The sequence below is a fragment of the Streptomyces griseomycini genome (genome assembly GCF_014203535.1).
GTDB lineage: Bacteria > Actinomycetota > Actinomycetes > Streptomycetales > Streptomycetaceae > Streptomyces > Streptomyces griseomycini.
Genome location: NZ_JACHJI010000010.1, coordinates 38,715 through 59,467, shown reverse-complemented (window position 1 = coordinate 59,467; position 20,753 = coordinate 38,715). Strand labels below are relative to the sequence as shown.

Genomic DNA, 20,753 nt, shown 5'->3' with positions numbered 1-20,753 from the left:
ACCGGGCCCGTGCCCGATTCCGCAGCGGTCAAGCGTCACCCAGCCCTGTTCCGTGCCGTCAGACGCCGGCAGAACCCGCGGCTGCGCCGGTCGGACATCACGGTGACGGACGAGCGGGCGGTCAAGCGCGCTGTGAAGGCGGCCTCGCTCGGCAACGCCATGGAGTGGTTCGACTTCGGCATCTACGCCTATCTGGCCGGCACCATCGGCCGGGTCTTCTTCCCCTCCGGGAGCGAGACCGCGCAGTTGCTGTCGTCCTTCGCCACCTTCGCCGTCGCCTTCCTGGTGCGGCCGCTCGGCGGTGTGGTCTTCGGGCCGATGGGCGACAGGATCGGCCGCAAGCAGGTCCTCGCGCTGACGATGATCCTGATGGCGATCGGCACCGCCGCGATCGGCATGCTCCCGACCTACGCGGCCGTCGGCTTCTGGTCGCCGCTGCTGCTGATCGTCTTCCGGCTGCTCCAGGGGTTCTCCACCGGCGGCGAGTACGGCGGCGCCTCCACCTTCATCGCGGAGTACGCCCCCGACAAGCGGCGGGGCTTCTTCGGCAGCTTCCTGGAACTGGGGACGCTGGCCGGGTACACCGGCGCGGCGGGCCTGGTGACGGCGCTCACCGCCTGGCTCGGCACCGACACGATGGACGCCTGGGGCTGGCGCATCCCGTTCCTGGTCGCCGGGCCGCTGGGCGTCATCGGCATCTACCTGCGGCTGAAGCTGGACGACACCCCGGCGTACCTGAAGCTGGAGAAGGGCAACGTCCACGTCTCCGAGGCCGCGGACGCGGTGGAGACCACCGCCCGGGGCGACCTCGCCAAGATCTTCCGGCGGCACTGGCGAACGCTGGTGCTGTGCATCGCGCTGGTCGGGGCGTACAACATCACCGACTACATGCTGCTGTCGTACATGCCGACGTACCTCTCCGACGAGCTGCACTACACCGAGACCCACGGTCTGCTGATCCTGGTGGCCACCATGGTGGTGCTGATGACGATCATCAACCAAGTGGGCCGGCTGTCCGACCGGTTCGGCCGCAGGCCCCTGCTGATGACCGGCATGCTGGGCTTCTTCGTCCTGTCCGCCCCGGTGTTCCTGCTGGTGCGGCAGGGCAGTCCGCTCGCCGTCTCGGCCGGCATGCTGATGCTCGGCCTGTCGCTGGTCTGCCTGCTCGGCACCATGTCGGCGGCGCTGCCGGCCATGTTCCCGACGCCGGTCCGCTACGGCTCCCTGTCGGTCGGCTACAACCTGTCGGCGTCGCTGTTCGGCGGCACCACACCGCTGGTCGTCACCGCACTCATCAGCGCGACCGGCTCGGACATGATGCCGGCGTACTACGCGATGACCGCGGCCCTGGTCGGCGTCGTCGCGGTGGCCTGCATGAAGGAGACCGCGCAGCGGCCGCTCGAGGGCTCGCCGCCCTCGGTGCAGACCCAGGAGGAGGCGGCCGAGCTGGTGCGGGCGCAGGCACCGGCGCCGAAGTTCTGACGGCGCCGGTGCCCGTGCCGGCCCGTACCGCTCGATCGCGACGGGGTCACGGCAGCAGCCGTTGCTCCTTCGCCACCGCGACCGCGCCCGCGCGGGTGTCGACGCCCAGCTTGTCGTAGATGCGGCGCAGATGGGTCTTGACCGTGGCCTCGCTGATGAACAGGGCCCGGGCGATCTCCCGGTTGCCGAGGCCGAGGGAGAGGTGGGCGAGGATGTCGCGTTCACGGTCGGTGAGGGAGGGCCGCGGGCTGCGCATGTTGGCCATGACCCGGCTGGCGACCGGCGGGGAGAGCACCGTACGGCCCCGCGCGGCGGCGTGGATGGCGGCGAACAGCTCCTCGGGGCGTTCCGCCTTCAGCAGGTAGCCGGTGGCACCGGCCTCGATGGCGCGGGTGATGTCGGCGTCCGTGTCGTACGTCGTCAGCACCAGGACGTGCGGGGCGGCGCCGGGCGCGGCGGTGAGGCGGCGGGTGGTCTCCACGCCGTCGATGCCCTCGCCGAGCTGGAGGTCCATCAGCACCACGTCCGGCCGCAGCCTGGCGGCCAGCGCCAGGGCCTCCTCCCCGGTGCCCGCCTCGCCGGCCACCTCGATGCCCGGGGCGCTGTCGAGCAGGGCGAGCAGTCCGGCGCGGACGACGACGTGGTCGTCGCAGACCAGGATGCGCACCGCGGCGGAGCCGGAGTCGGGGACGGTCATCGAGGGCCTTCCAGAGGGACGGCGGCGGACAGGACGGTGCCCTCGCCCGGTGCGGACTCCACGGTCAGTGTGCCGCCGAGCTGCCGCAGCCGGGCCCGCATCGCGGGCAGGCCGTGGCCGCGCACCCCGGCCGGACGGTCGGGCAGCGCGGCCGGGTCGAAGCCGCGGCCGTCGTCACCGATGTCCAGCAGGACCTGGTCGTCGAGGAGGGTGAGGGTGAGGGTGGCCGTGCCGGCGGACGCGTGCTCGCGGACGTTGGCCAGGGCGCCCTGCGCGATGCGCAGCAGCGCCGACTGGACGCGGTCCGGCAGCAGCGGGGCCCGCCCGCCGTCGTCGACGTGGACGCGGACGGTGAGGTGTTCGCCGCCCTCCCGCTCGGCCAGCGCCCGCAGCGCCGGCGCCAGACCGCCGCCGCGGGCCAGGTCGGCCGGGGCGAGGTCGTGCACGAAGCGGCGGGCCTCGGCGAGGTTGTGCTCGGTGACCGAAGCGGCGGACCGGACGTGGTCGCGCGCCTTGTCCGGGTCGGACTCCCACACCCGTTCGGCGGCCTGGAGCAGCATCCGCTGGCTGGACAGGCCCTGGGCCAGGGTGTCGTGGATCTCCGTGGACAGCCGCTGCCGTTCGGCGAGGGTGCCCTCGCGGCGCTCGGAGGCGGCGAGTTCGCGACGGGTGCGGATCAGGTCGTCGATCAGGGCGCGCTGCCGGGCCGTCTGCCGCTCGGTCTGCAGGAACACGCCCGCCGCGACGGCGGCGACGGCCGGCGGCGCCAGCAGCAGGTTCGGGTCGAAGCGTCCGGCCATCCGCAGCTGCGCCGCGACGACGAGCGCGGTCAACACGGTGACCAGGACGAGCGCCGCCCGGACCGGCAGGGTGCGCAGACCGGTGTAGAACAGCGGCACGGCGCACCAGGAGAAGCTGGGCGCGAGGACGACGAGCACCATCCACACCACGACGACCGGCCCCAGCCAGGCCGACCGCCGCCGGGTGGGCCGCGCCCCCGGACCGCCGAGCACCGGACCGAGCAGGTGCAGCAGGGCCAGTGCGGCGGACAGGGCGACGATCCACGGAGTGCGCGGCTCGCCCGGGTGATTGATCAGGAACCGGGCCAGGGCCCCGCCGAGCAGCAGGAAGAACGCCGCGTGCATCACGGCGCCGAGCCACCGGGCGTCCGGGTCGTACGGCTCCGGCATCGGGCACGCCTCCTTCCGCCGACCTCGTGGGCTGTGCGCCGGACTGGACGAACACCTTCATTGTCGCCGCCGTCCACGGCGGGGCGGGTCAACCGATCGGATGACCCGCCCCGCCGTGCTGCCGCCGGGCCCGCCCGGGCGCAAGGCGTACGCCGCCGTCCCCCGGAACGCGCCCACCCCGCCCCGATGCCCGCAGGTCCTGGTTCCGGCCGGAGCCCCCGCGGCACGACCCGGGTCTTGTCGTCCGTCACGGACGACAAGCTTCCCCGGTGCTCGGTTCAGCCCTGCTCCCGCTCCACCGGAAGCCACAGTTCGGCGTCGGCCCCGGCGCCGTCCGGCGACCGGCGGACGCGCAGGACCTCAGGGCCGGGGCGGTTGCGGTACGGGTGCGACGGGAACCGCTGCGTGAGCACGTCCCGCCACAGGTACCGGACGGCCTCCGGGGCCGGCCCCGAGGTGGTGAAGACCGCCCGGGTGCCGGCCGGGACGGGGAGGGCGGTCGCGCCCTCGGGGCCGCCGCCGACGTGATCACCCCGTGGTGACGGTCGAGTTCGGTGCCTCCGCCCCGGCTCCAGGTCGTCGCAGACCGCGACGACGCCCCGCAACTCCTGATCCGACAGTTCCTCCAGCCGCTCCGGCACGCCCGGTCCCCTTCCTCTTGACGACCACCGCGCCAGGCAGCACCCACCATGCCGGGCCCGTCCCCTGCCGCCCGGTTCGCGGACCACGCCGACCCCGAATGTTTCGGAGCGTTCCCGAGAAATCCTCCTTCGCGGATCACCCCGTCTGACCTGCGCCTTCGAATTCTCTTCGACACTTCCGCGCCCACAGTCTTGTCAGGGACATGTATGCCTTCTACAGTCCCGTTCGAACCGGTTGATGGGAGCGCTCCCATCGTTGGGGAGGGAAAAGTGCTCCCGCCGGTCGGCCCCCGCACCCTCTTGGAGAGGTCCCCCCGCATGCGACGGTTACCGCACCGAACCCGCGCCGTACGCGGCCTGTTCGCAACGCTGCTCACCGCCCTCGCCACGGTCGCGGCGCTGGTGACCGCGACGGCGCCGGCCCAGGCTGACACCACGATTTGCGAACAATACGGATCGACCACCATCCAGGGGCGCTACGTCGTCCAGAACAACCGCTGGGGCACCAGCGCCACCCAGTGCGTCACCGCCACGGACACCGGCTTCCGCCTGACGCAGGCCGACGGCTCGGTGCCGACCAACGGCGCCCCGAAGTCGTACCCGTCGGTCTTCAACGGCTGCCACTACACCAACTGCTCGCCGGGCACCGACCTCCCGGCACGGATCAGCGAGATCTCCGGCGCGCCCAGCAGCATCTCCTACGGCTACGTCAGCAACGCCGTGTACAACGCCTCGTACGACATCTGGCTGGACCCGACGCCCCGGACCGACGGCGTGAACCGGACCGAGATCATGATCTGGTTCAACAAGGTGGGTCCGATCCAGCCGATCGGCTCCCAGGTCGGCACGGCCACCGTGGGCGGGCGCACCTGGCAGGTGTGGTCGGGCAGCAACGGCTCCAACGACGTGCTGTCGTTCGTCGCCCCGTCGGCGATCAGCAGCTGGAGCTTCGACGTCATGGACTTCGTCCGGGAGACCGTCGCGCGCGGCATGGCGCAGAACGACTGGTACCTGACGAGCATTCAGGCGGGCTTCGAACCCTGGCAGAACGGTGCGGGGCTCGCGGTGAACTCCTTCTCCTCGACCGTCGACATCGGCGGCGGCAGCCCCGGGGAGCCCGGTGGCCCGGCGGCGTGCACGGTGTCGTACGCCACGAACGTCTGGCAGGGCGGCTTCACCGCGAACGTCACCGTGAGGAACACCGGTCCGTCCGCCGTCGAGGGCTGGAAACTCGCCTTCACCCTGCCCTCCGGGCAGCGCGTCACCCACGCCTGGAACGCGTCCGTCACCCCCTCCTCGGGCGCGGTCACGGCGAGCGGGCTGGACAACAACACGCGGATCGCGCCCGGCGGGAGCCAGAGCTTCGGGTTCCAGGGAACCTACGGCGGCACCTTCGCGCAGCCGGCCGGCTTCAGCCTGAACGGCACCGCCTGCACGACCGCGTGACGCGACCGGCGGGCCGCGCGCCCGCCGTGTCCCCCTGCTCCGGGCCCCGCCCCTCCTCCCTGCACCGACAGGGCGGGCCCCGGAGCGGCCCCACCGCCGGACCGTCCCGGAGCGCACCGGTGCCTGGCGCACGACCGGCCCCCGCCCCTCCGGTCCCCCTGTCCCTTCGATCCCCCCACCCCCGATCCCCCTGCCCGTCCGGTCGGCGCCTCTCCCCGGACGGGCAGGGGTTCCACCTCCTTCCGCCCCCCACGACCAGCCCACCACCGGTACAGGAGATCCCATGGCCTTACGACGCAGATTCGTCTCCTTGGCAGCAGTGCTGGCCACCCTCCTCGGAGGGTTCGGCCTGAGCTTCCTCTGGCAGAACGACGCGCAGGCGCACGGCGTGGCGATGATGCCCGGCTCACGCACCTACCTCTGCCAACTGGACGCCGTCACCGGCACCGGCGGACTCGCCCCGACCAACCCGGCGTGCAGGGACGCGCTGAACGAAAGCGGCTCGTCGGCGTTGTACAACTGGTTCGCCGTCCTCGACTCCAGGGCGGCCGGGCGCGGCCCCGGCTACGTTCCGGACGGCACCCTCTGCAGCGCCGGGGACCGGTCCCCGTACGACTTCTCCGCCTACAACGCGGCCCGCGCCGACTGGCCCCGGACGCACCTGACGTCCGGAGCGACGGTCAAGGTGCAGTACAGCAACTGGGCCGCCCACCCCGGTGACTTCCGGGTCTACCTCACCAAGCCCGGCTGGTCGCCCACGTCCCAGCTGGGCTGGGACGACCTGGAGCTCATCCAGACCGTCACCAACCCGCCCCAGCAGGGCTCACCGGGCACCAACGGCGGCCACTACCACTGGGACCTGAAGCTGCCCTCCGGCCGCTCCGGCGACGCGCTGATCTTCATGCAGTGGGTGCGTTCGGACAGCCAGGAGAACTTCTTCTCCTGCTCCGACATCGTCTTCGACGGCGGCAACGGAGAGGTGACCGGCATCCGGAACCCGGGCGGCACGCCGACCCCGGACCCGACGCCGACCCCGACGGACCCCCCGCCCCACACGGGTTCCTGCATGGCCGTCTACAACGTGGTGAACTCCTGGGACGGCGGCTTCCAGGGCTCCGTCGAGGTGATGAACCACGGGACGTCGCCGCTCAACGGCTGGGCCGTGCAGTGGAAGCCCGGTTCCGGGACCCGGATCAGCAGTGTGTGGAACGGTTCCCTGTCCACCGGCTCCGACGGCACGGTGACGGTGGGGAACGTCGACCACAACCGTGTGATCGCCCCTGACGGGAGCGTGACGTTCGGCTTCACGGCCACGTCGTCGGGCAACGACTTCCCGGCGGGGACGATCGGCTGCGTGGCGCCGTAGCGTCCGTCCCACCGGCCGGGCGGAGCGGTGCGGCGTGGACGACGCCACAGGTTCCGTGCGGAAGGGCCCGGCGACCGCCGGGCCCTTCCCCCTGACGTGGCCGGACTCGTGCCCGTCCTCCCGGCCGTCCGGCTCCGCGAACCCACCGGACGGTCATGCGCCGCGCACGGCCCCGTCCGGTTCGCGCACCATGAACACGTCCACCGCGTCCTCGGTCTCGAGCGTGAACCCGTGCCGCTCGTACAGTCGCCGGGCCGGACTGCCCCGCAGCACGTTCAGCCGGACCGGGGTGTCGTCGCGGTCGCACTGTTCCAGCAGCCCGCGCAGCACGGCCGTCCCGATGCCTCCGCCCTGCAGGTGCGGAGCCAGGTAGAAGTGCTCCAGCCAGTGGGCGTCCTCGGCCGGCCGCAGCGACACGCAGCCGGCGAACGCGCCGCCCACCTCGATCACCCAGGTGTGCTCCGGCGCGAACCCGTCCCGCAGCCGCTGCCGCACCCGCTGCCCGTCGTACCGCCCGAGCCGCTCCAGATCCTCCCTCAGCACCACGGCCCGCAACTCGGCCACCGCCTCGACGTCCGCCGCCGAAGCCGGCCGGATCCCCCAGTCCTCCATGATCGTCAGACTACCGGGCCGAGCTCCTCCCGCTCTCGGTGATCCTCCGGCTCGGGGAAAGGGCACCCCGTTCGCTCGTCGCGCGGTGCCTCACCAGATCAGACACCAGTAGCTGCCGTGACGGCCGATGCCGATCCGGCTGTCCCGCGGGACGAGGCCGGGATCCGGGCGGCCCACGGCCGACATCGAGCAGGCGGGGTCACCGACCGTGTCGGCGGCGGCCATGCGCTGGGCGGCGGCCACCGCGACCGGGGAGGTGTACCACGTGGTGGTCACCGGTTTGCCGCCCCCGGCCGTCGGCGTCGGCGTCGTCGGTTTCCGAGGGGGTGAGGCCGGAGCGGACGATGGCGGAGTGGACGGCGCCGGAGCGGGCGTCGACGCAGGGGGCGGCGGAGTGGGAGGTGACGGCTCCGGTCGCGTCGCCGGGGTCCGCGCCGGCACGGTCCGCCGGGGCGGTGCCGGCGGTTCGGTCGCTGCGGAGCGTGTCGGCGCCGGCGTCGGTGTCGCCCTCGGGGGCCGTGCGGCCGACGCGTCGGCCGTCGGCGGGCGGGGTGTCGGCCGGTGGCCCGGCGGTGCCGAACGACGGGGACGGGCCGTCGTCGGCTCGGGCGACGGCGTGCGCGTCGGCGTCTGCCGCACTGTGCCTGTCGGCGTCGGCGTCTGCCGTGCCGTGCCTGTCGGTGTCGGCGTCTGCCGTGCCGTGCTCGACGTCCGTGGTTCGGGCGTCCAGGACGGCAGGGGGTTCAGGGTCGGCAGGGACAGATCGGCCGAGGCCGACGGCGTGGGGCGGGGCGTTCCTCCGTCCTGCGCGACCAACACCCACACGCCGATGCCACCGAGGAGGAGCACAGCGGCGCCGCCTGCGATCCACGGGGCCCGCCGGGGTGGGCGTCGGTGACGGTTCATGGTTCTTACTGTCCTACGCGACCCGGCGGAGCGCTTGCCGCATCGGCCGGATGTTTCGTTCCCCCGTACGATCGGTCCGCTCGTCCGGGTGACGCGCACGGTCCGCGGCAGCCCTCCGCAACCGCACCGCACCCGCGGTGGCGGCTTCGTCGGGGCCGCCCGCGCCGACGGCCGGCCGAGTGCCGCTCAGCCCCGTGCCCCGACCTCACGCCAGAAGGCGTCGACGCGGGCGTTGAACACGTCCGGGACTTCCTGGAAGGGCTGGTGCGCCTCCCCGGGCAGTACCTCGAACCCGGCACCGGGAATCCCCTCGGCGACCACGCGGCCGAGACGCGGAGGGGTGGCGAGGTCGAGCTCGCCGGCCAGGACGAGCGTCGGCGCGGTGATCCCCGCCAGCCGGTCGAGCGTGTCGTGGCCGGCGAAGGAGGCGAGCTGGCGCTGGAAGGCGTCGACGGACTGCGGGTGCGCGAAGGCCAGCGCCTCCTCGATGATCCGGTCGACCGTGCCGTCGGCGTGTGCGCGCGGCGTGTAGACCCACAGGTAGAACGCCTCGAGCATGGCGCGCTCGCTCGGGGCGCGCTCGGCCATCCAGTGCCAGAAGCCCGTCATGGTGCGGAAATAGGCGTCGGGCCGGGCACATGTGCTCATGAGGACGAGACTGCGGACGAGTTCGGGACGGCTCAGCGCCAGTTCCTGGGCGATGAAGCTGCCTCCCGAGAAACCGGCGACGTGGGCGGCCGGGACCTCCAGGGCGTCCAGGAGCGCGGCGGCGTCGGCGGCCATCAGGGGCACCGAGAGGGGCCCCTCGGGCAGCGGAGTGCGCCCGGCGCCACGGTTGTCGAAGGCGGTGAGCCGATAGCGGTCCGCGAGCCCGTCGAGTTGGGACTGCCACGCCTCGGCGGTGTCACCGAGCCCGGCGATGAGCAGGACATCGGGTCCCGTGCCCCGGCGCTCGACCCAGAGCCCGACGTCGCCCACGTCGATCATCTCACCCATCTTCAGCCTCCTGGACGGCCGGTGCGGGGAACCTCCCGCATCCTCGTGGGGCCGTGACCGGGTCGGGAGGCCCGGGCGCGGCCGAACGGAGGTGAGGGCGGCCGCCCGCCTCGGGATCCGTTCGCGGGCTCACGGTCTGCGCGCGGCCGACGCGAAGAGGCCGTCCGGGTCGTACGCGGCGCGGGTGCGCTCGAGCCGTTCCTCGTGCGAGCCGAAGACCGCGCCCCGCAGCTCGCTCGCGTCCTCGCCGAGCCCGGCGAAGTTGACGTACGTCCCGCCGCTGGAGAACGGTTTCATCGCGTCCCAGGCCGAGCGCGCCCAACCGATCGCGGTCTCGTCCAGCGCAGGATCCTGCCAGCCCGCGTCGATGCTGACGTTGTAGCGCGCGGCCCGGTGCGCGAACGCGCTGTCGTCGGGGCCGACGTGCGCCACGGCGCCGCCCAGGGTGCGGACGACGATCAGGCTCTCCGGGGTCGGCCGCCGGGAGTACCAGTCCACGAGGGCCGTGATGGCCTCGTCGCTCAGCTCGTCCACGAAGTGGGACTTCATGAAGTAGCGCTCGCCGTCGGGGAAGCGCCACGTGTTGGCGCTCTGCAGCGCGACGTAGGGCACGGTTCCGCTCAAGTCGAGGAGCGGCGGCCCCAGTTCGCGCTGCGGTGCCAGCGCGGCAGCGGCGCCGTCACCCGGCGGGCCCCCGTACACGGCGCCGACCATCACGCAGTTCGTCCGGTGCAGTTCGGCCGGGATCGCGGGATCCGCGGGCACGGTCCAGAGCAGGAGCTCCGGTGTGACCGTCTCCGGCGCGGCGCGGGACGCGTCCCGCCAGGCCCGCAGCACCTCCTCGGCACGCTCGTACGGGTGGAGGACCAGCACGCCGGCCACCTCGGGGCCGAGCGGGTGAAGGCCGAACTCGAAGGACGTGACGACTCCGAGGCCCCGGCCGCCGCCGCGCGCCGCCCAGAACAGTTCGGGTTCTTCCTCCCGGCTCGCCGTGCGTACCGTGCCGTCCGCGGTGACGATCGTGAGGGAGCGGAGGCTGTCGCAGCTCAGGCCGAACGTCCGCATCACGAATCCGAAGCCGCCGCCGAGCGTGAGACCTGCGATCCCGGTGGCCGAGATCTCCCCGCCCGGTGTGGCCAGACGGTGCAGCTGGGTCTCGCGGTCGAGCTCGCCCCAGGTCACGCCCGCCTGGGCCCGCGCGGTCCGGGCGGCGGGGTCGACGTGCACGCCCTTCATGCGCGACAGGTCGATCACCAGCCCGTCGTCGCACACCGCGCTGCCCGCCACCTGGTGCCCGCCGCCGCGGATGCTGACGACGGGACGGTGCTCGCGCGCGACCCGTACGGCCTCGACGACGTCAGCCGTGCCCGTGCACCGGGCGATGAGCGCGGGGCGGCGGTCGACCAGCCCGTTCCAGACGGTCCGGGCCTCGTCGTATCCGGGATGCCCGCGGTCGATCACCTCGCCTCGCAGCGAGGAGCGGAGCCCGTCCGCCATCGCCTGCTCCGCAGCGGCTGTCAGTACGGCCCCTCGTGTGTCCGGCATCGGCGTCACCCTCCCGGTGCGCGCTGCTGGCTGCCGCGGTCCCTTCCACGCTAGTGCGGAGTGGCCGGGTCCGCATGCGGACCCGGCCACTCCGCTTCACGGCGACGGCGTCACCGAACTGCCGCGCACCGGGTGCTTGCTCAGGACGGAGACCCGGTTGAAAGCGTTGATGCTGATCGCCACCCGGATCACGGCGGAGATCTCGTCGTCCGACAGGACGCCCCGCGCCTCGGCGTGGGCGGCGCTCTGCGCGCCGGCGTCGGCGGGGCGGGTGGTGGCCTCCGCGAGCGCGAGCGCCGCGCGTTCGCGGGGGGAGAACAGTCCGGTGTCGCGCCAGGCCGGCAGGACGCCCAGGCGCTGGGCGGTCTCACCGGCCCGCAGCGCGGCCCTGGTGCGCAGGCTGAGGCAGTAGGCGCAGGCGTTCAGCTGGGAGACCCGGATGTTGACCAGTTCCACGAGGAGGCGGTCCAGCCCGGCCGCCGCCGCGACGCCCCGCACCGCCTCCGCCGTGGCCCTCAGCGCCTCGTACGCGTCGGGGCTCTGCTTGTCGACGAACACCCGTCGCCCGTCGGCCGCCCCCGGCGTCTGCGTCGGCGTCTGTGCCACGTGGACTCCTTCATCGCGCGGTCTCTTCCTGCCCGTCCTATCATCGACCCATGAATGTTGAAAATGAAACTTTCTCTTCGGAGGGCGGGAGGGCCGCACGGTGAGCAACACGGAGACGCATCCCGCGGAGCTGAGGTGCGGGGCCCTGGAGGACGGCGTTCCCGGTGCCGGAGTGGAGGTCCTCACCGCCCGGGACGTCCCGCTCGGCGGTCCGCGCGCGATGACGGTGCGGCGCACGCTGCCCCAACGGGCCCGGACACTGATCGGGGCCTGGTGCTTCGCCGACCACTACGGTCCCGACGACGTCGCCGAGTCGGGCGGCATGGACGTCGCTCCCCACCCGCACACCGGACTGCAGACGGTCAGCTGGCTCTTCAGCGGCGAGATCGAGCACCGCGACAGCCTGGGCAGCCACGCGTTCGTCAGGCCCGGGGAACTCAACCTCATGACCGGCGGCTTCGGCATCAGCCACTCCGAGGTGTCCACGCCGGGGACCACGATCCTGCACGGTGTGCAACTCTGGGTGGCCCTGCCCGGGGAACACCGCGACGCCGACCGGGACTTCCAGCACCACGTGCCGTCCCCGGTGCCCCTGGACGGCGGTGAGGTGCGGGTCTTCCTCGGCTCGCTCGCCGGTGACACCTCGCCCGTGCGCACCTTCACGCCCCTGCTGGGAGCCGAGGTGTCCCTGGCGCCGGGCGGCACCGTGACCCTCGACGTCGACGCCGGCTTCGAGCACGGCGTCCTCGTCGACAGCGGTGACGTGCGCGTCGAGGGCACGGCCGTGCGGCCGGCCGAACTGGGCTACGTCGCCCCGGGGTGCACGACGCTCACCCTGACGAACGAGGCGATCGACCCCGCCCGGCTGGTGCTGCTGGGCGGGCCCCCCTTCCAGGAGGAGATCGTCATGTGGTGGAACTTCATCGGCCGGTCGCACGACGAGATCGTGCGGGCCCGCGAGGACTGGATGAAGGGGTCCCGTTTCGGTGAGGTGCACGGATACGACGGGGCTCCACTGCCCGCGCCGGAGCTGCCGAACGCACCCTTGAAGCCGCGGGGAAGGGTGCGCCGACCTGCGTGAACGTGGCCCCTGAACCGAGGTGCCCGAGATCGTTGCTGCGCCCGCCCGGCGACGTGGCCGCCCCCGGGCTCGGGCCTTCGCCCCCCGCCTTCCCCGCCACCGCCGCGACCCCCGCGTGTCACCGCGGACTCACCGAGTGAGATGACGTCCGAGGGGCGGCGGCGGATGCCGTGACGGGGACGGCCCCCACGCACGGCGAGGTGTGCGCCGCCACCCGAGGTGCGGGCTCAGTCCCGCGGCCCGGCCGGCTCACGCGGCCGGGCCGGAGGGATCCCGGCGCCGTCACCTCGTCTCTACGCGGCTGTGGCGGTGGGGATGACGCCGAGGGCACTGCCGACTGAGGCGAAGGCGTCCAGGATCCGCGTGATGTGTTCGTCCGTGTGGGCGGCTTGCGCGGTGATGCGGATGACGCAGCGTCCTTCGGGAACGGCAGGGGAGCCGACGGCGTTGGTGAAGACGCCCGCGTCGAGGAGTCCCTGCCACATCCGGGTGCAGACGGTGGCCTCTCCGGCGAGGACCGGGATGACGGGGGTGGTGGAGCGTCCGGTGTCGAAGCCGAGTTCGCGCAGTCCCTGCCGCAGTCGCTCGGCGACCTCGGTGGCGCGTCGGCGCCGCCAGGGCTCGGTTTCGATGATGTCGAGGGCCGCGCCGGCTGCCGCGAGCGCCGCCGGCGGCAGGGCCCCGGAGAACAGGATCGACCGGGCGGACCACCGCAGATACTCGATGACGTGCGCGGGACCGGCGAGGAACCCTCCGGTCGAGGCGAAGGTCTTGGCCAGGCTCCCGGTGTAGAGGTCGACGGCGTGCTGAAGCCCGAAGTGGTCGCCCACGCCGCGCCCGTTGGGGCCGAGCACGCCGATGTCGTGCGCGCCGTCGACGATGACCCTGGCCCCGTGACGGCGGGCGAGGGTGAGGAGTTCGGGCAGGCGGCACATGTCGCCGTCCATGGAGAACAGGCCGTCGGTGACGATCACCTTGGCCGTTCCCCGGGAGCGGGCATCGGAGTCGGTGCGGGCCAGGAGCTCGGCGAGGCGCTCCGTGTCGGAGTGGCGGTAGGAGATCCGGCGGGCGCCGCTCAGACGGATGCCGTCGATCAGCGAGGCGTGGTTGGCCGCGTCGCTGAAGACGGTGGTGTTCCTGTTCAACAGGGCGGACAGGGCCTGGTTGGCCTGGAGGCCGGAGGGGGTGACGGCCGCGGCCTCGGTCCCCAGGAAGGCGGCGAGGCGCGCTTCGAGTTCGGTGTGCAGTGCGCGGGTTCCGTTCATGGCCCGGGCGCCGGACGAGGAGGTGCCGAACTCTTCGAGGGCCTTGACGGCCGCGCCGGTGACGCGCGGGTCGGAATGCAGACTCAGGTAGTCGCTGGAACCTGCCATGACCACTTCGTTGCCGTCGACGGTCGCCGTTCCGTCCCGTTCGTTCAGCGTGCGGTAGAAGGGCCGGACGTCTGTCTTCTGCATGGCCTGGAAGATCGTGAAGGACGAGTAGAAGTCTTCAAAGTCGAAGATGTCAGCCATGGTGGGGCGATCCTTCCGGGGCGCGCGGAGTGGCGCGGGGCGGGTGAGTGTCGTCGACGAGACCTGGTGGAGGCGCCGCCTGCCGTGGTGCAGCGCACCGTGCATCAGGCCGCCGGTACCGGTGAGGTGGCGTGTGCACGGGAAGGGACGGCTTGAGACCCGGCCTCGCGTGGCGCGCCGTGCTCGCTGTCGACCCACGGCCGGACTTCCCGAGAGCCCCACAGCGAGGCGACGGTGAAGACGGCGAAGCCCACCTAGGAGACCCTCTTGCGGCCCGGCCGGCTGGCCGGCGAAACGGCCGCCACCAGGAAGATCGCCAGCGTGAGGGCGTAGGCGTCCACGCTCGGGCCGAGCATCAGCATGAACGTGCCCAACGCGATGACCCCCGGTGTCCACCACCTTGTGGGCGGGGGTGCGCGTTCTGCGGACATGCAGGATTCTCCAAAATTGATCGGGTTCGTCAATAATGGAAAAATAGATGATTGAGAACTCTGCGGTCAACCGCTGTCGCGGCCTGTAGTGTCTGACCGGTTGTCGGCGGCGGGTGCGTACGCCGTCGCGAGGAGTCATCGATCCGGTGCGGGCCGAGGGGCGTCTGTCGGCGGTCGGCGGCACGGGGCTCGGCCGACTTCGTGAGCCCCCGGTCCTCGCGGCCCGGGTGAGAGGGGAGAACGGTATGGCCGGGGGGATACCCGATGACGGCGACGACGCGGTGAGGGTCGCCGGTGAAGCGAGCGGCGAGGTTCCGGGGGAGGAGCCCGGCGAAGGGACGCGCGCGTCGGCGGTGCGGCCGGACGAGAGCCTCCTGCACCGCCCTTCCGCGTCACGCAAGCGCCGCACCGCGCACGCACTGGTGGTCGGCGCCTCCGGTTTCATCGGAGGCCATCTCGCACAACGACTCGTCGAGCAGGGGTACCGCGTTCGTGCCCTTGTCCGTGCGAACAGTGACCAATCCGCGCTTCCGGCCTCCGTCGACACCGAGACAGGCTGTCTGGAGGACAGGGAAAGCCTGCGCCGGGCCACGGCCGGAGTGACCCACATCTACAACTGCAGCGGGATGTCCACGGATTGGGGCCCGTGGGACGATTTCCGGAGGGTCAACGTCCTGGGCAGCCGGAACCTTGTGGAAGCAGCACAGCACGCCGGCACCGTCAAACGCCTCCTCCACGTGAGCACCACCGATGTCTACGGCTACCCGGTTCGTCCCTGTGACGAGACCGCGCCGCCACGCGACGTCGGCCTCCCCTACAACCGCAGCAAGCTGCTCGGCGAGCAGGTGGTGCGTCGAACGGCTGAGAGCAACGGCGTCCCGTACACCATCGTGCGCCCCGCGACGGTGTACGGACCGCGGAGCAAGGACATCGTCGCCACGCTCGCCGAGCTGCTGCTGACGAAGCGGATGGTCTACATCGGTGACGGTGAGGTGCCAGCCGGCCTGCTCTACGTCGAGAACGCCGTCAGTGCCATGATCGCGGCCTGCGCCGCTGAGACCGCAGCGGGGAGGACGTACAACCTGCGCGACCCGGAACCGACCACGTGGAAGGAGTACATCGAGGCTCTGGCCGACGGAATCGGAGCCAAGCCGCCATCGGTCAACCTCCCCGGCCCCGTGGCCCTCGGCTTGGCGACCGCGGCTGAAAAGCTCTACACGGCGTTGCGGGTCCGTTCCCGCCCTCCCCTCACCCGGCATCTCGTGTACCTCCTCGCACGAGACCAGTCCTACGGTATTCACCGAGCACGCAGGGACTTCGACTTCCGAAGCGAAGTCGCGTTCGACGAGGGCATGCGCCGCACAGTGCGGTGGTTGAACTCAGCCGAGGGCCGTGGCCACCTGCCCGGTTCCTGAGGAGTGGTCTGGCGCCCGGGGCCGCCGCGGTCGACGTTCAGACGGCCGAGCGGGCCGGCAGGCCCTGGGAACACTCGTGCAGCGGCGGCCGGGGCGCCAACGCACTCCCCGCCGCCAGCGTCGCGCGGCGCCCCTCGACTGCCGGTAGCCGCACCACCTCCGGAGCCGGCACTTCCGCCCGCAGGGGCCCGTCGGGCGCAGGCGGGCGGAGTACCACCGGGGAGCCGGACCGCAGTCCGGTGGCCGGCCGCGTCCCAGCGCCGTTCCTCGGCTTCCCTCTGTTCCTGCTCGGCTCGCTGGAACTCCTCGCACACCTCTCGCAGTCGCTGTCCGGCAGCGGACACCTGCTGACGGGCCCGGTCGTGCCGGTCGCGTGCCTGCCGTAGCACCGCGCCGGCTTCCGCTTGTACGGCGTGCCGGTAGGAACCCGTTGTGGCCGGGGTGGTCGGCCCCACGGCTTCGGACGTCGTTTCACTCGGTGAGCCTGCGGTGACACGTGGGGGCCGCGGCGATGGCGGTGGAGGCGAGGAAGTGTCCCGGCTCGCGATTGCGCCGACAGGCGGCGGAGAGGTCACGGCCGTCGAGCACGATCCGGCTGGAGGAGTGGCAGGCGGTGCTGAACCGCACCGCCGTGGTGCCGCGGACCAGCGCGGTGACGACCAGGTGCTGGAGGGCGAGCGCGTCGAGCCGCGCCGCCACCGTCACCAGCGCCGCGGCCGGCACCGGGTCGCAGGCGACCGTCAGCGGCCGCTCGCGCACCCGGTCCACCCGCCCGCCACCCCGCCCACCAGTCGCCCACGGCCCTGACCGCCACCCTGAACAGGGCCGGGACCTCCACCCGGTCCCGGCCCGCCACCGGCGCGGACACCGCCGACGGACGCACAGCCTCCCGCACGTCCGGCGTGCGGCGCGTCGCTGACGTGCGGAAGCGGAAGGCTCCGGTCCTGCCGTCCGGGGCGAGCCGGACGTGGCCCTCCGGGCTCAGGTCACTCGGGCCAGGCGGAGTTCTCGATGACGTCGACGAAGTCGACGCGCCGGAAGCCGGGCACGAAGTGCTCCAGCACGTCCGCGTTCACCGTTCCGAAGGTGGTGTCCGGGCGGTGCTTGAACCCGTCGGCGAACGCCTGGAGGATCTGCTTCTTGAAGTCCGGGCGGGGATGCGCGGCGGTGACCGCGTCGATCTGCGCCCGGGGGATGTCGGCCAGGTGCAGGCCGAGCACGTCCGTCTCGACACCGGCGGTGGTCGCCGCGATCTCCGGTGCCATCCGGTACGGCACCTCCGGGGTGGTGTGCAGGGCGACGGCCGCCCACACGGTGTCCGCGTCGGCCTCGGAGAGGCCGTGGGCCAGCAGGAAGGCCCGCGCCTGGTCGGCGCCGTCCAGCTCGAAGCGCTGGTCGTCGCCACGGTACGGCGGCACCAGGCCGGTGTCGTGGAAGAGGGCGGCGACGTACAGCAGCTCCGGATCGGGCCGGATGCCCCGGGCCGCGGCCTGCAGACTGCCGAAGAGGTAGACCCGGCGCGAGTGGTGGAAGATCAGCGGCGGGGTGGTGTCGCGGATGAGCTCGGTGGCCTCCTGCGCGAGCTCGCTGTCGGGGATCTCGACGTCGGCGATCTTCTCGGCCATGACTGCCCTCCCGGGGACGGCGCTGTGGTGTGTGCTCCCACCTTCCGTGAGACAGGGCGCCGGCGTCCGCTGCCCGATGGCCGACAACCCCTCGGAAACGGCCATAGTCCGCGCGGCCGTCTCATCCGGTGGCCGTCCGCGTGCGGGAGCCCGGTGCGGTCGTGGCGAACCGCTGCTGGTACCGGATCGGAGACAGCCCCAGGTGACGTGCGAAGGCCCGGCGCAGACTCTCGTAGCTGGGGAAACCCGACAGCGCGGCGGCCTCCGTGGCGTTGTGCCCGGCGTCGAGCAGGGCCTTGGCCATGTCGAAGCGGATCAGCTCCACGTACTTCACGGGGGTGGTGTCCAGCTCGGCCCGGAACATGCGGGTCAGATGCCGTGGACTGACCCGCACGCGCGCGGCCAGGGCCTCCAGGCCGTGGTCGGCGGTCGGGTCGCCCTGCACCGCCTCCTGGACCAGCCGCAGCACGGGTGTCCGGGGGGCCGGGCCCTGGAGCGAGGCGGAGAACTGGGACTGACCACCGGCCCGTTGCATGTACACCACCAGCGAGCGGGCGACCTTCCGGGCCAGGTCCGGTCCGTGGTCCTCCTCCAGCAGGGCGAGGGCGAGGTCGATGCCCGCGGTGACGCCGGCCGAGGTGTAGGTGGTGCCGTCCTTGACGAAGATCGCATCGGGCTCCACCCGCGTCGACGGACAGCGCCGGGCCAGCGCGGCGGTGTGCTGCCAGTGCGTCGTCGCGCGCCTGCCCTCCAGCAGCCCCGCGGCACCCAGGACGAAGGCACCGGTGCACACCGAGGCGACCCGTCCCGCCCTGTCCGCCAGCGCCTTCGCGGCCGTGCTGAGACCGGGGTCCACGGGGGCGCCGGGCAGGGCGTCGCCGCCCACCACGACCAGCGTGTCGTAGGCCGCGGCGGCCCGCGCGTCCACGTCGGCCGGTACCCGCACGCCGATGGACGAACGCACCGGGGCCCCGTCCGCCGAGACGATGCTCAGCCGGTACTCCGCGCCGTACCGGTTGGCCTCGCTGAAGACCTCCGCCGGCCCGGACAGATCGAGCATCTTCATGCCGTCGAACACGAGGACGCCCACGCTGTGCGATCTCGACGCCATGCCTTCCTCTCCCGGGGACGGTTCCCGCGGTGGCCCCGTCGCCTTGTCCTTGCGCCGGCGCGGCCCGCGGTGCGGACCCCGTCGGCCGCTGCCGCACCGCACGCGGCGGCCCCGCCGACCGGCCGGGTGAACTACCCCTCGGGTCGACCCGCCCAGCCGGTTCCGCGCTCCAGGACGCGGCGGGCCGCCTCGGCCTCCGCCGCCGGCGGGGACAACTCGTCCAGGGTGTCGAGCTCGGTGTCCGCCTCCAGCTCCCGCTCCCAGGCCGCCGCGAGCTCTTCCTGCTCCTCACGGGACCTGGCACCGACGGCCTCCCGGTGGTCCGGGTCCAAAGCCGCCAGGAATCGTCCGACCGCATCCGTGGGCATGCCGTGCTCCTTGTCGCTCGGAAAGGGCCCTCCGGGCCCAGCATGGCCAGCCGGGCCCGAGGAGGCCGCCCGACACGTCAGGCGACCACCCTGATGGCCTTGAACGCGCGCGTCCGGCCGGCGAACCGGCCCCGCACCGGTCCGGAGCGGAACGACCGGGTCAAAGGCCGGTGACCTTGGCGTTCGCGGACACCTCGTAGACGAGGGTGACAGTGCGCCGGCCACCGGGCCCCAGGGGGACGTTCCAGCGTACGACGCCGTCCGCGTCGACCGCGTCGGGAGCGGGGGAGCAGGCTTCCTCACGCAGGCGCACCTCCACCGCCGAGACCTCGGAGACCGGGATCCGCTCCCGGAGGACGATCACCCTCTCGTCGTGCTCGGCGGGGGCGGAGAACCGGGACAGGTGCAGCCGGACGGTCCGGGTGAGGACGGTCCGCTGGGCGAATCCGGCGGTGTCACGGGTCTCCTCGGCGTGCCGCAGGACCCGGTGATCGTCGCGGCTGCCGAAGGCGAGGTCGACGGAGGCGCCGGGGGCGGTGAAGTCCAGTGCGCCGCGGCCGCTGAACCCGCTGTCGCGGACGAGGTCGACGGGTCCGGCGAGCAGCGCGTGGCCGGACCGGTTGTCGAACCGCACCACCTGGCTGACCAGCGGCGACAGCTCGGGCGAACAGGCGTACTCACTGTGTGCCGGCGTGGTGAAGGAGGAGAGCGGCACGCGGTGGGCGCGACCGTCCGAGGGCACGGAGACCGGTGCGGGGGAGTGCAGCACCCGCACCTCGCCGCCGTCGTCCACTCCCGGCAGGCCGAGCACGGGGGCGGGGCCGAGGTCCGCGATCTCCTCCTCGCGCAGTTCCACGTGGACGGTGCGGCGCTCCGCGGGGGAGCGCTCCTCGAGCGTCAGCCGGTCCTCGCCGAGCCGGGGCGGTTCGGTGGCCCGTGCGGAACGGGCCGTCGACAGGGTGAGCCGCACGTCCGACCAGTCCTCACCGGTGCGCTGCCAGACCATCGCGTCGGTGTCCAGCGTGAGGGAGTCCCCGTCGAGCACGGCCCGGTAGACGGGCCGCCACAGCGCACACGGGGTGAGGTGGCTCAGGCGCAGTCCGGCCGGTCCGGCGGCCGCGGCCCGGACGGTCAGCTCGATGTGGCCGACCAGCTCGGCCGGCTCCGTCTCGGAGAGCTCCAGCGCCCGCTGGGCCTCGGACAGCTCGGCGGCCAGGGCGGTCAGCCGGGCCTCCACGGTGCGCAGCCGCTCGCCGGAGGAGCCGCGTTCGTCGTCCACGCGGTCCAGCTCGCGCGACCAGCGGGCCCTCTCGGCCTCTCCGCAGCCGGCGCCCTCGCCGATCTCCCGCAGCAGATCGGCGGCGAGACGGCCGAGCAGGTCGAGGCGGGCCCGCAGCCGGTCACGCCGCTGCCCCAGGGCGGTCCGCTCCTCCTCGAGGGCCGTCATGCGGTGGCGCAGGGCGGAGTCGTCGTCGGTGGGCCGCGGTCCGCGCGGCGTCCAGCTGCGGACGATCCGCACGTCGAGCACGGTCGCCTCGTGGCCGGCGGTCAGCTCGGCGTGGAGGGTGCGGTCGACGGCCAGCGCGCTGACCGGCCCGAGACGCAGCCGCTGGACGCCGGCCTCCAGATCGAGCACGACGGCGCGCTCGACGTGGGCGCGGTCCTCCAGGCAGGTGACGGCGGTGACGGGGAGGGGGATCGGCTCCGGTGTCGTGGACATG

Annotated in this window: 20 protein-coding genes and 1 pseudogene; 6 read left to right on the top strand and 15 right to left on the bottom strand. The window is 72.9% G+C overall.

The genetic code is table 11. The annotated features are described in order from the left end of the window. Positions 1–9: 9 nt before the first annotated feature. Complete coding sequence (locus FHS37_RS26315; protein WP_184825568.1) at positions 10–1,482, top strand: MFS transporter; 1,473 nt, start codon at positions 10–12, stop codon at positions 1,480–1,482. A gap of 46 nt (positions 1,483–1,528) precedes the next feature. On the opposite strand, the gene FHS37_RS26310 is transcribed toward FHS37_RS26315, so the two are convergent. The 3 genes and pseudogenes from FHS37_RS26310 to FHS37_RS26300 form a co-directional block, all read right to left on the bottom strand. Further along, positions 1,529–2,179, bottom strand: a complete 651-nt coding sequence (locus FHS37_RS26310; protein ID WP_184825566.1) for a response regulator — start codon at positions 2,177–2,179, stop codon at positions 1,529–1,531. Next, positions 2,176–3,369: a sensor histidine kinase gene (locus FHS37_RS26305; protein WP_184825563.1), complete on the bottom strand. Its 1,194-nt coding sequence runs from the start codon at positions 3,367–3,369 to the stop codon at positions 2,176–2,178. The genes FHS37_RS26310 and FHS37_RS26305 overlap by 4 nt, the downstream gene beginning before the upstream one ends. Before the next feature lie 278 nt (positions 3,370–3,647). Further along, positions 3,648–4,028 (bottom strand): annotated as a pseudogene (locus FHS37_RS26300) (GyrI-like domain-containing protein); the annotation flags it as partial. A gap of 300 nt (positions 4,029–4,328) precedes the next feature. Between FHS37_RS26300 and FHS37_RS26295 the strand changes: the two are divergent. Together FHS37_RS26295 and FHS37_RS26290 are read left to right on the top strand one after the other, a co-directional pair. After that, entirely contained in the window at positions 4,329–5,456 is a 1,128-nt protein-coding gene (locus FHS37_RS26295; RefSeq protein WP_184825561.1) for a glycoside hydrolase family 12 protein, read from the top strand. 283 nt (positions 5,457–5,739) lie between these two features. Further along, positions 5,740–6,822, top strand: coding sequence for a lytic polysaccharide monooxygenase (locus FHS37_RS26290; RefSeq protein WP_184825559.1), 1,083 nt, complete (start codon positions 5,740–5,742; stop codon positions 6,820–6,822). A 153-nt stretch (positions 6,823–6,975) separates the two neighbouring features. Here the strand turns inward: FHS37_RS26290 and FHS37_RS26285 are convergent, their stop codons facing one another. The 5 genes from FHS37_RS26285 to FHS37_RS26265 all read right to left on the bottom strand — a co-directional run bounded on the left by FHS37_RS26285 (position 6,976) and on the right by FHS37_RS26265 (position 11,487). Next, positions 6,976–7,434, bottom strand: coding sequence for a GNAT family N-acetyltransferase (locus FHS37_RS26285; protein ID WP_184825557.1), 459 nt, complete (start codon positions 7,432–7,434; stop codon positions 6,976–6,978). 90 nt (positions 7,435–7,524) lie between these two features. Next, entirely contained in the window at positions 7,525–7,710 is a 186-nt protein-coding gene (locus tag FHS37_RS26280) for a hypothetical protein (RefSeq protein ID WP_184825555.1), read from the bottom strand. Positions 7,711–8,526: 816 nt separating this feature from the next. Further along, a complete protein-coding gene (locus FHS37_RS26275; RefSeq protein ID WP_184825553.1) occupies positions 8,527–9,336 on the bottom strand; it encodes an alpha/beta fold hydrolase in 810 nt (269 codons plus the stop codon). A 129-nt stretch (positions 9,337–9,465) separates the two neighbouring features. Further along, positions 9,466–10,881: an FAD-binding oxidoreductase gene (locus FHS37_RS26270; RefSeq protein ID WP_229889890.1), complete on the bottom strand. Its 1,416-nt coding sequence runs from the start codon at positions 10,879–10,881 to the stop codon at positions 9,466–9,468. 96 nt (positions 10,882–10,977) lie between these two features. Then, positions 10,978–11,487, bottom strand: coding sequence for a carboxymuconolactone decarboxylase family protein (locus tag FHS37_RS26265; RefSeq protein WP_229889889.1), 510 nt, complete (start codon positions 11,485–11,487; stop codon positions 10,978–10,980). A 100-nt stretch (positions 11,488–11,587) separates the two neighbouring features. On the opposite strand from FHS37_RS26265, the gene FHS37_RS26260 reads away from it, so the two are divergent. Continuing rightward, a complete protein-coding gene (locus FHS37_RS26260; RefSeq protein WP_184825551.1) occupies positions 11,588–12,568 on the top strand; it encodes a pirin family protein in 981 nt (326 codons plus the stop codon). Between the two features lie 293 nt (positions 12,569–12,861). Here the strand turns inward: FHS37_RS26260 and FHS37_RS26255 are convergent, their stop codons facing one another. Together FHS37_RS26255 and FHS37_RS26250 are read right to left on the bottom strand one after the other, a co-directional pair. Next, positions 12,862–14,082: an aminotransferase class I/II-fold pyridoxal phosphate-dependent enzyme gene (locus FHS37_RS26255; protein ID WP_184825549.1), complete on the bottom strand. Its 1,221-nt coding sequence runs from the start codon at positions 14,080–14,082 to the stop codon at positions 12,862–12,864. Positions 14,083–14,336: 254 nt separating this feature from the next. Next, positions 14,337–14,513, bottom strand: coding sequence for a hypothetical protein (locus FHS37_RS26250; protein ID WP_229889888.1), 177 nt, complete (start codon positions 14,511–14,513; stop codon positions 14,337–14,339). Between the two features lie 245 nt (positions 14,514–14,758). On the opposite strand from FHS37_RS26250, the gene FHS37_RS26245 reads away from it, so the two are divergent. Both FHS37_RS26245 and FHS37_RS26240 read left to right on the top strand, forming a co-directional pair. After that, on the top strand, positions 14,759–15,928 hold the full coding sequence (locus tag FHS37_RS26245) for an NAD-dependent epimerase/dehydratase family protein (protein ID WP_184825547.1): 1,170 nt from the start codon (positions 14,759–14,761) through the stop codon (positions 15,926–15,928). A 239-nt stretch (positions 15,929–16,167) separates the two neighbouring features. Beyond that, entirely contained in the window at positions 16,168–16,314 is a 147-nt protein-coding gene (locus FHS37_RS26240) for a hypothetical protein (RefSeq protein ID WP_184825545.1), read from the top strand. A gap of 85 nt (positions 16,315–16,399) precedes the next feature. On the opposite strand, the gene FHS37_RS26235 is transcribed toward FHS37_RS26240, so the two are convergent. The 5 genes from FHS37_RS26235 to FHS37_RS26215 form a co-directional block, all read right to left on the bottom strand. Beyond that, positions 16,400–16,696, bottom strand: coding sequence for a hypothetical protein (locus FHS37_RS26235; RefSeq protein ID WP_184825544.1), 297 nt, complete (start codon positions 16,694–16,696; stop codon positions 16,400–16,402). Between the two features lie 218 nt (positions 16,697–16,914). Further along, positions 16,915–17,553, bottom strand: a complete 639-nt coding sequence (locus tag FHS37_RS26230) for an HD domain-containing protein (protein ID WP_229889887.1) — start codon at positions 17,551–17,553, stop codon at positions 16,915–16,917. Positions 17,554–17,674: 121 nt separating this feature from the next. Next, positions 17,675–18,664: a GlxA family transcriptional regulator gene (locus FHS37_RS26225; RefSeq protein WP_184825539.1), complete on the bottom strand. Its 990-nt coding sequence runs from the start codon at positions 18,662–18,664 to the stop codon at positions 17,675–17,677. 131 nt (positions 18,665–18,795) lie between these two features. Beyond that, positions 18,796–19,032: a hypothetical protein gene (locus FHS37_RS26220; RefSeq protein WP_184825537.1), complete on the bottom strand. Its 237-nt coding sequence runs from the start codon at positions 19,030–19,032 to the stop codon at positions 18,796–18,798. 160 nt (positions 19,033–19,192) lie between these two features. After that, positions 19,193–20,752 carry a DUF4139 domain-containing protein gene (locus tag FHS37_RS26215; protein ID WP_184825535.1) on the bottom strand — a complete coding sequence of 520 codons (1,560 nt, stop codon included), beginning with the start codon at positions 20,750–20,752 and terminating at the stop codon, positions 19,193–19,195. Position 20,753: the final 1 nt, after the last annotated feature.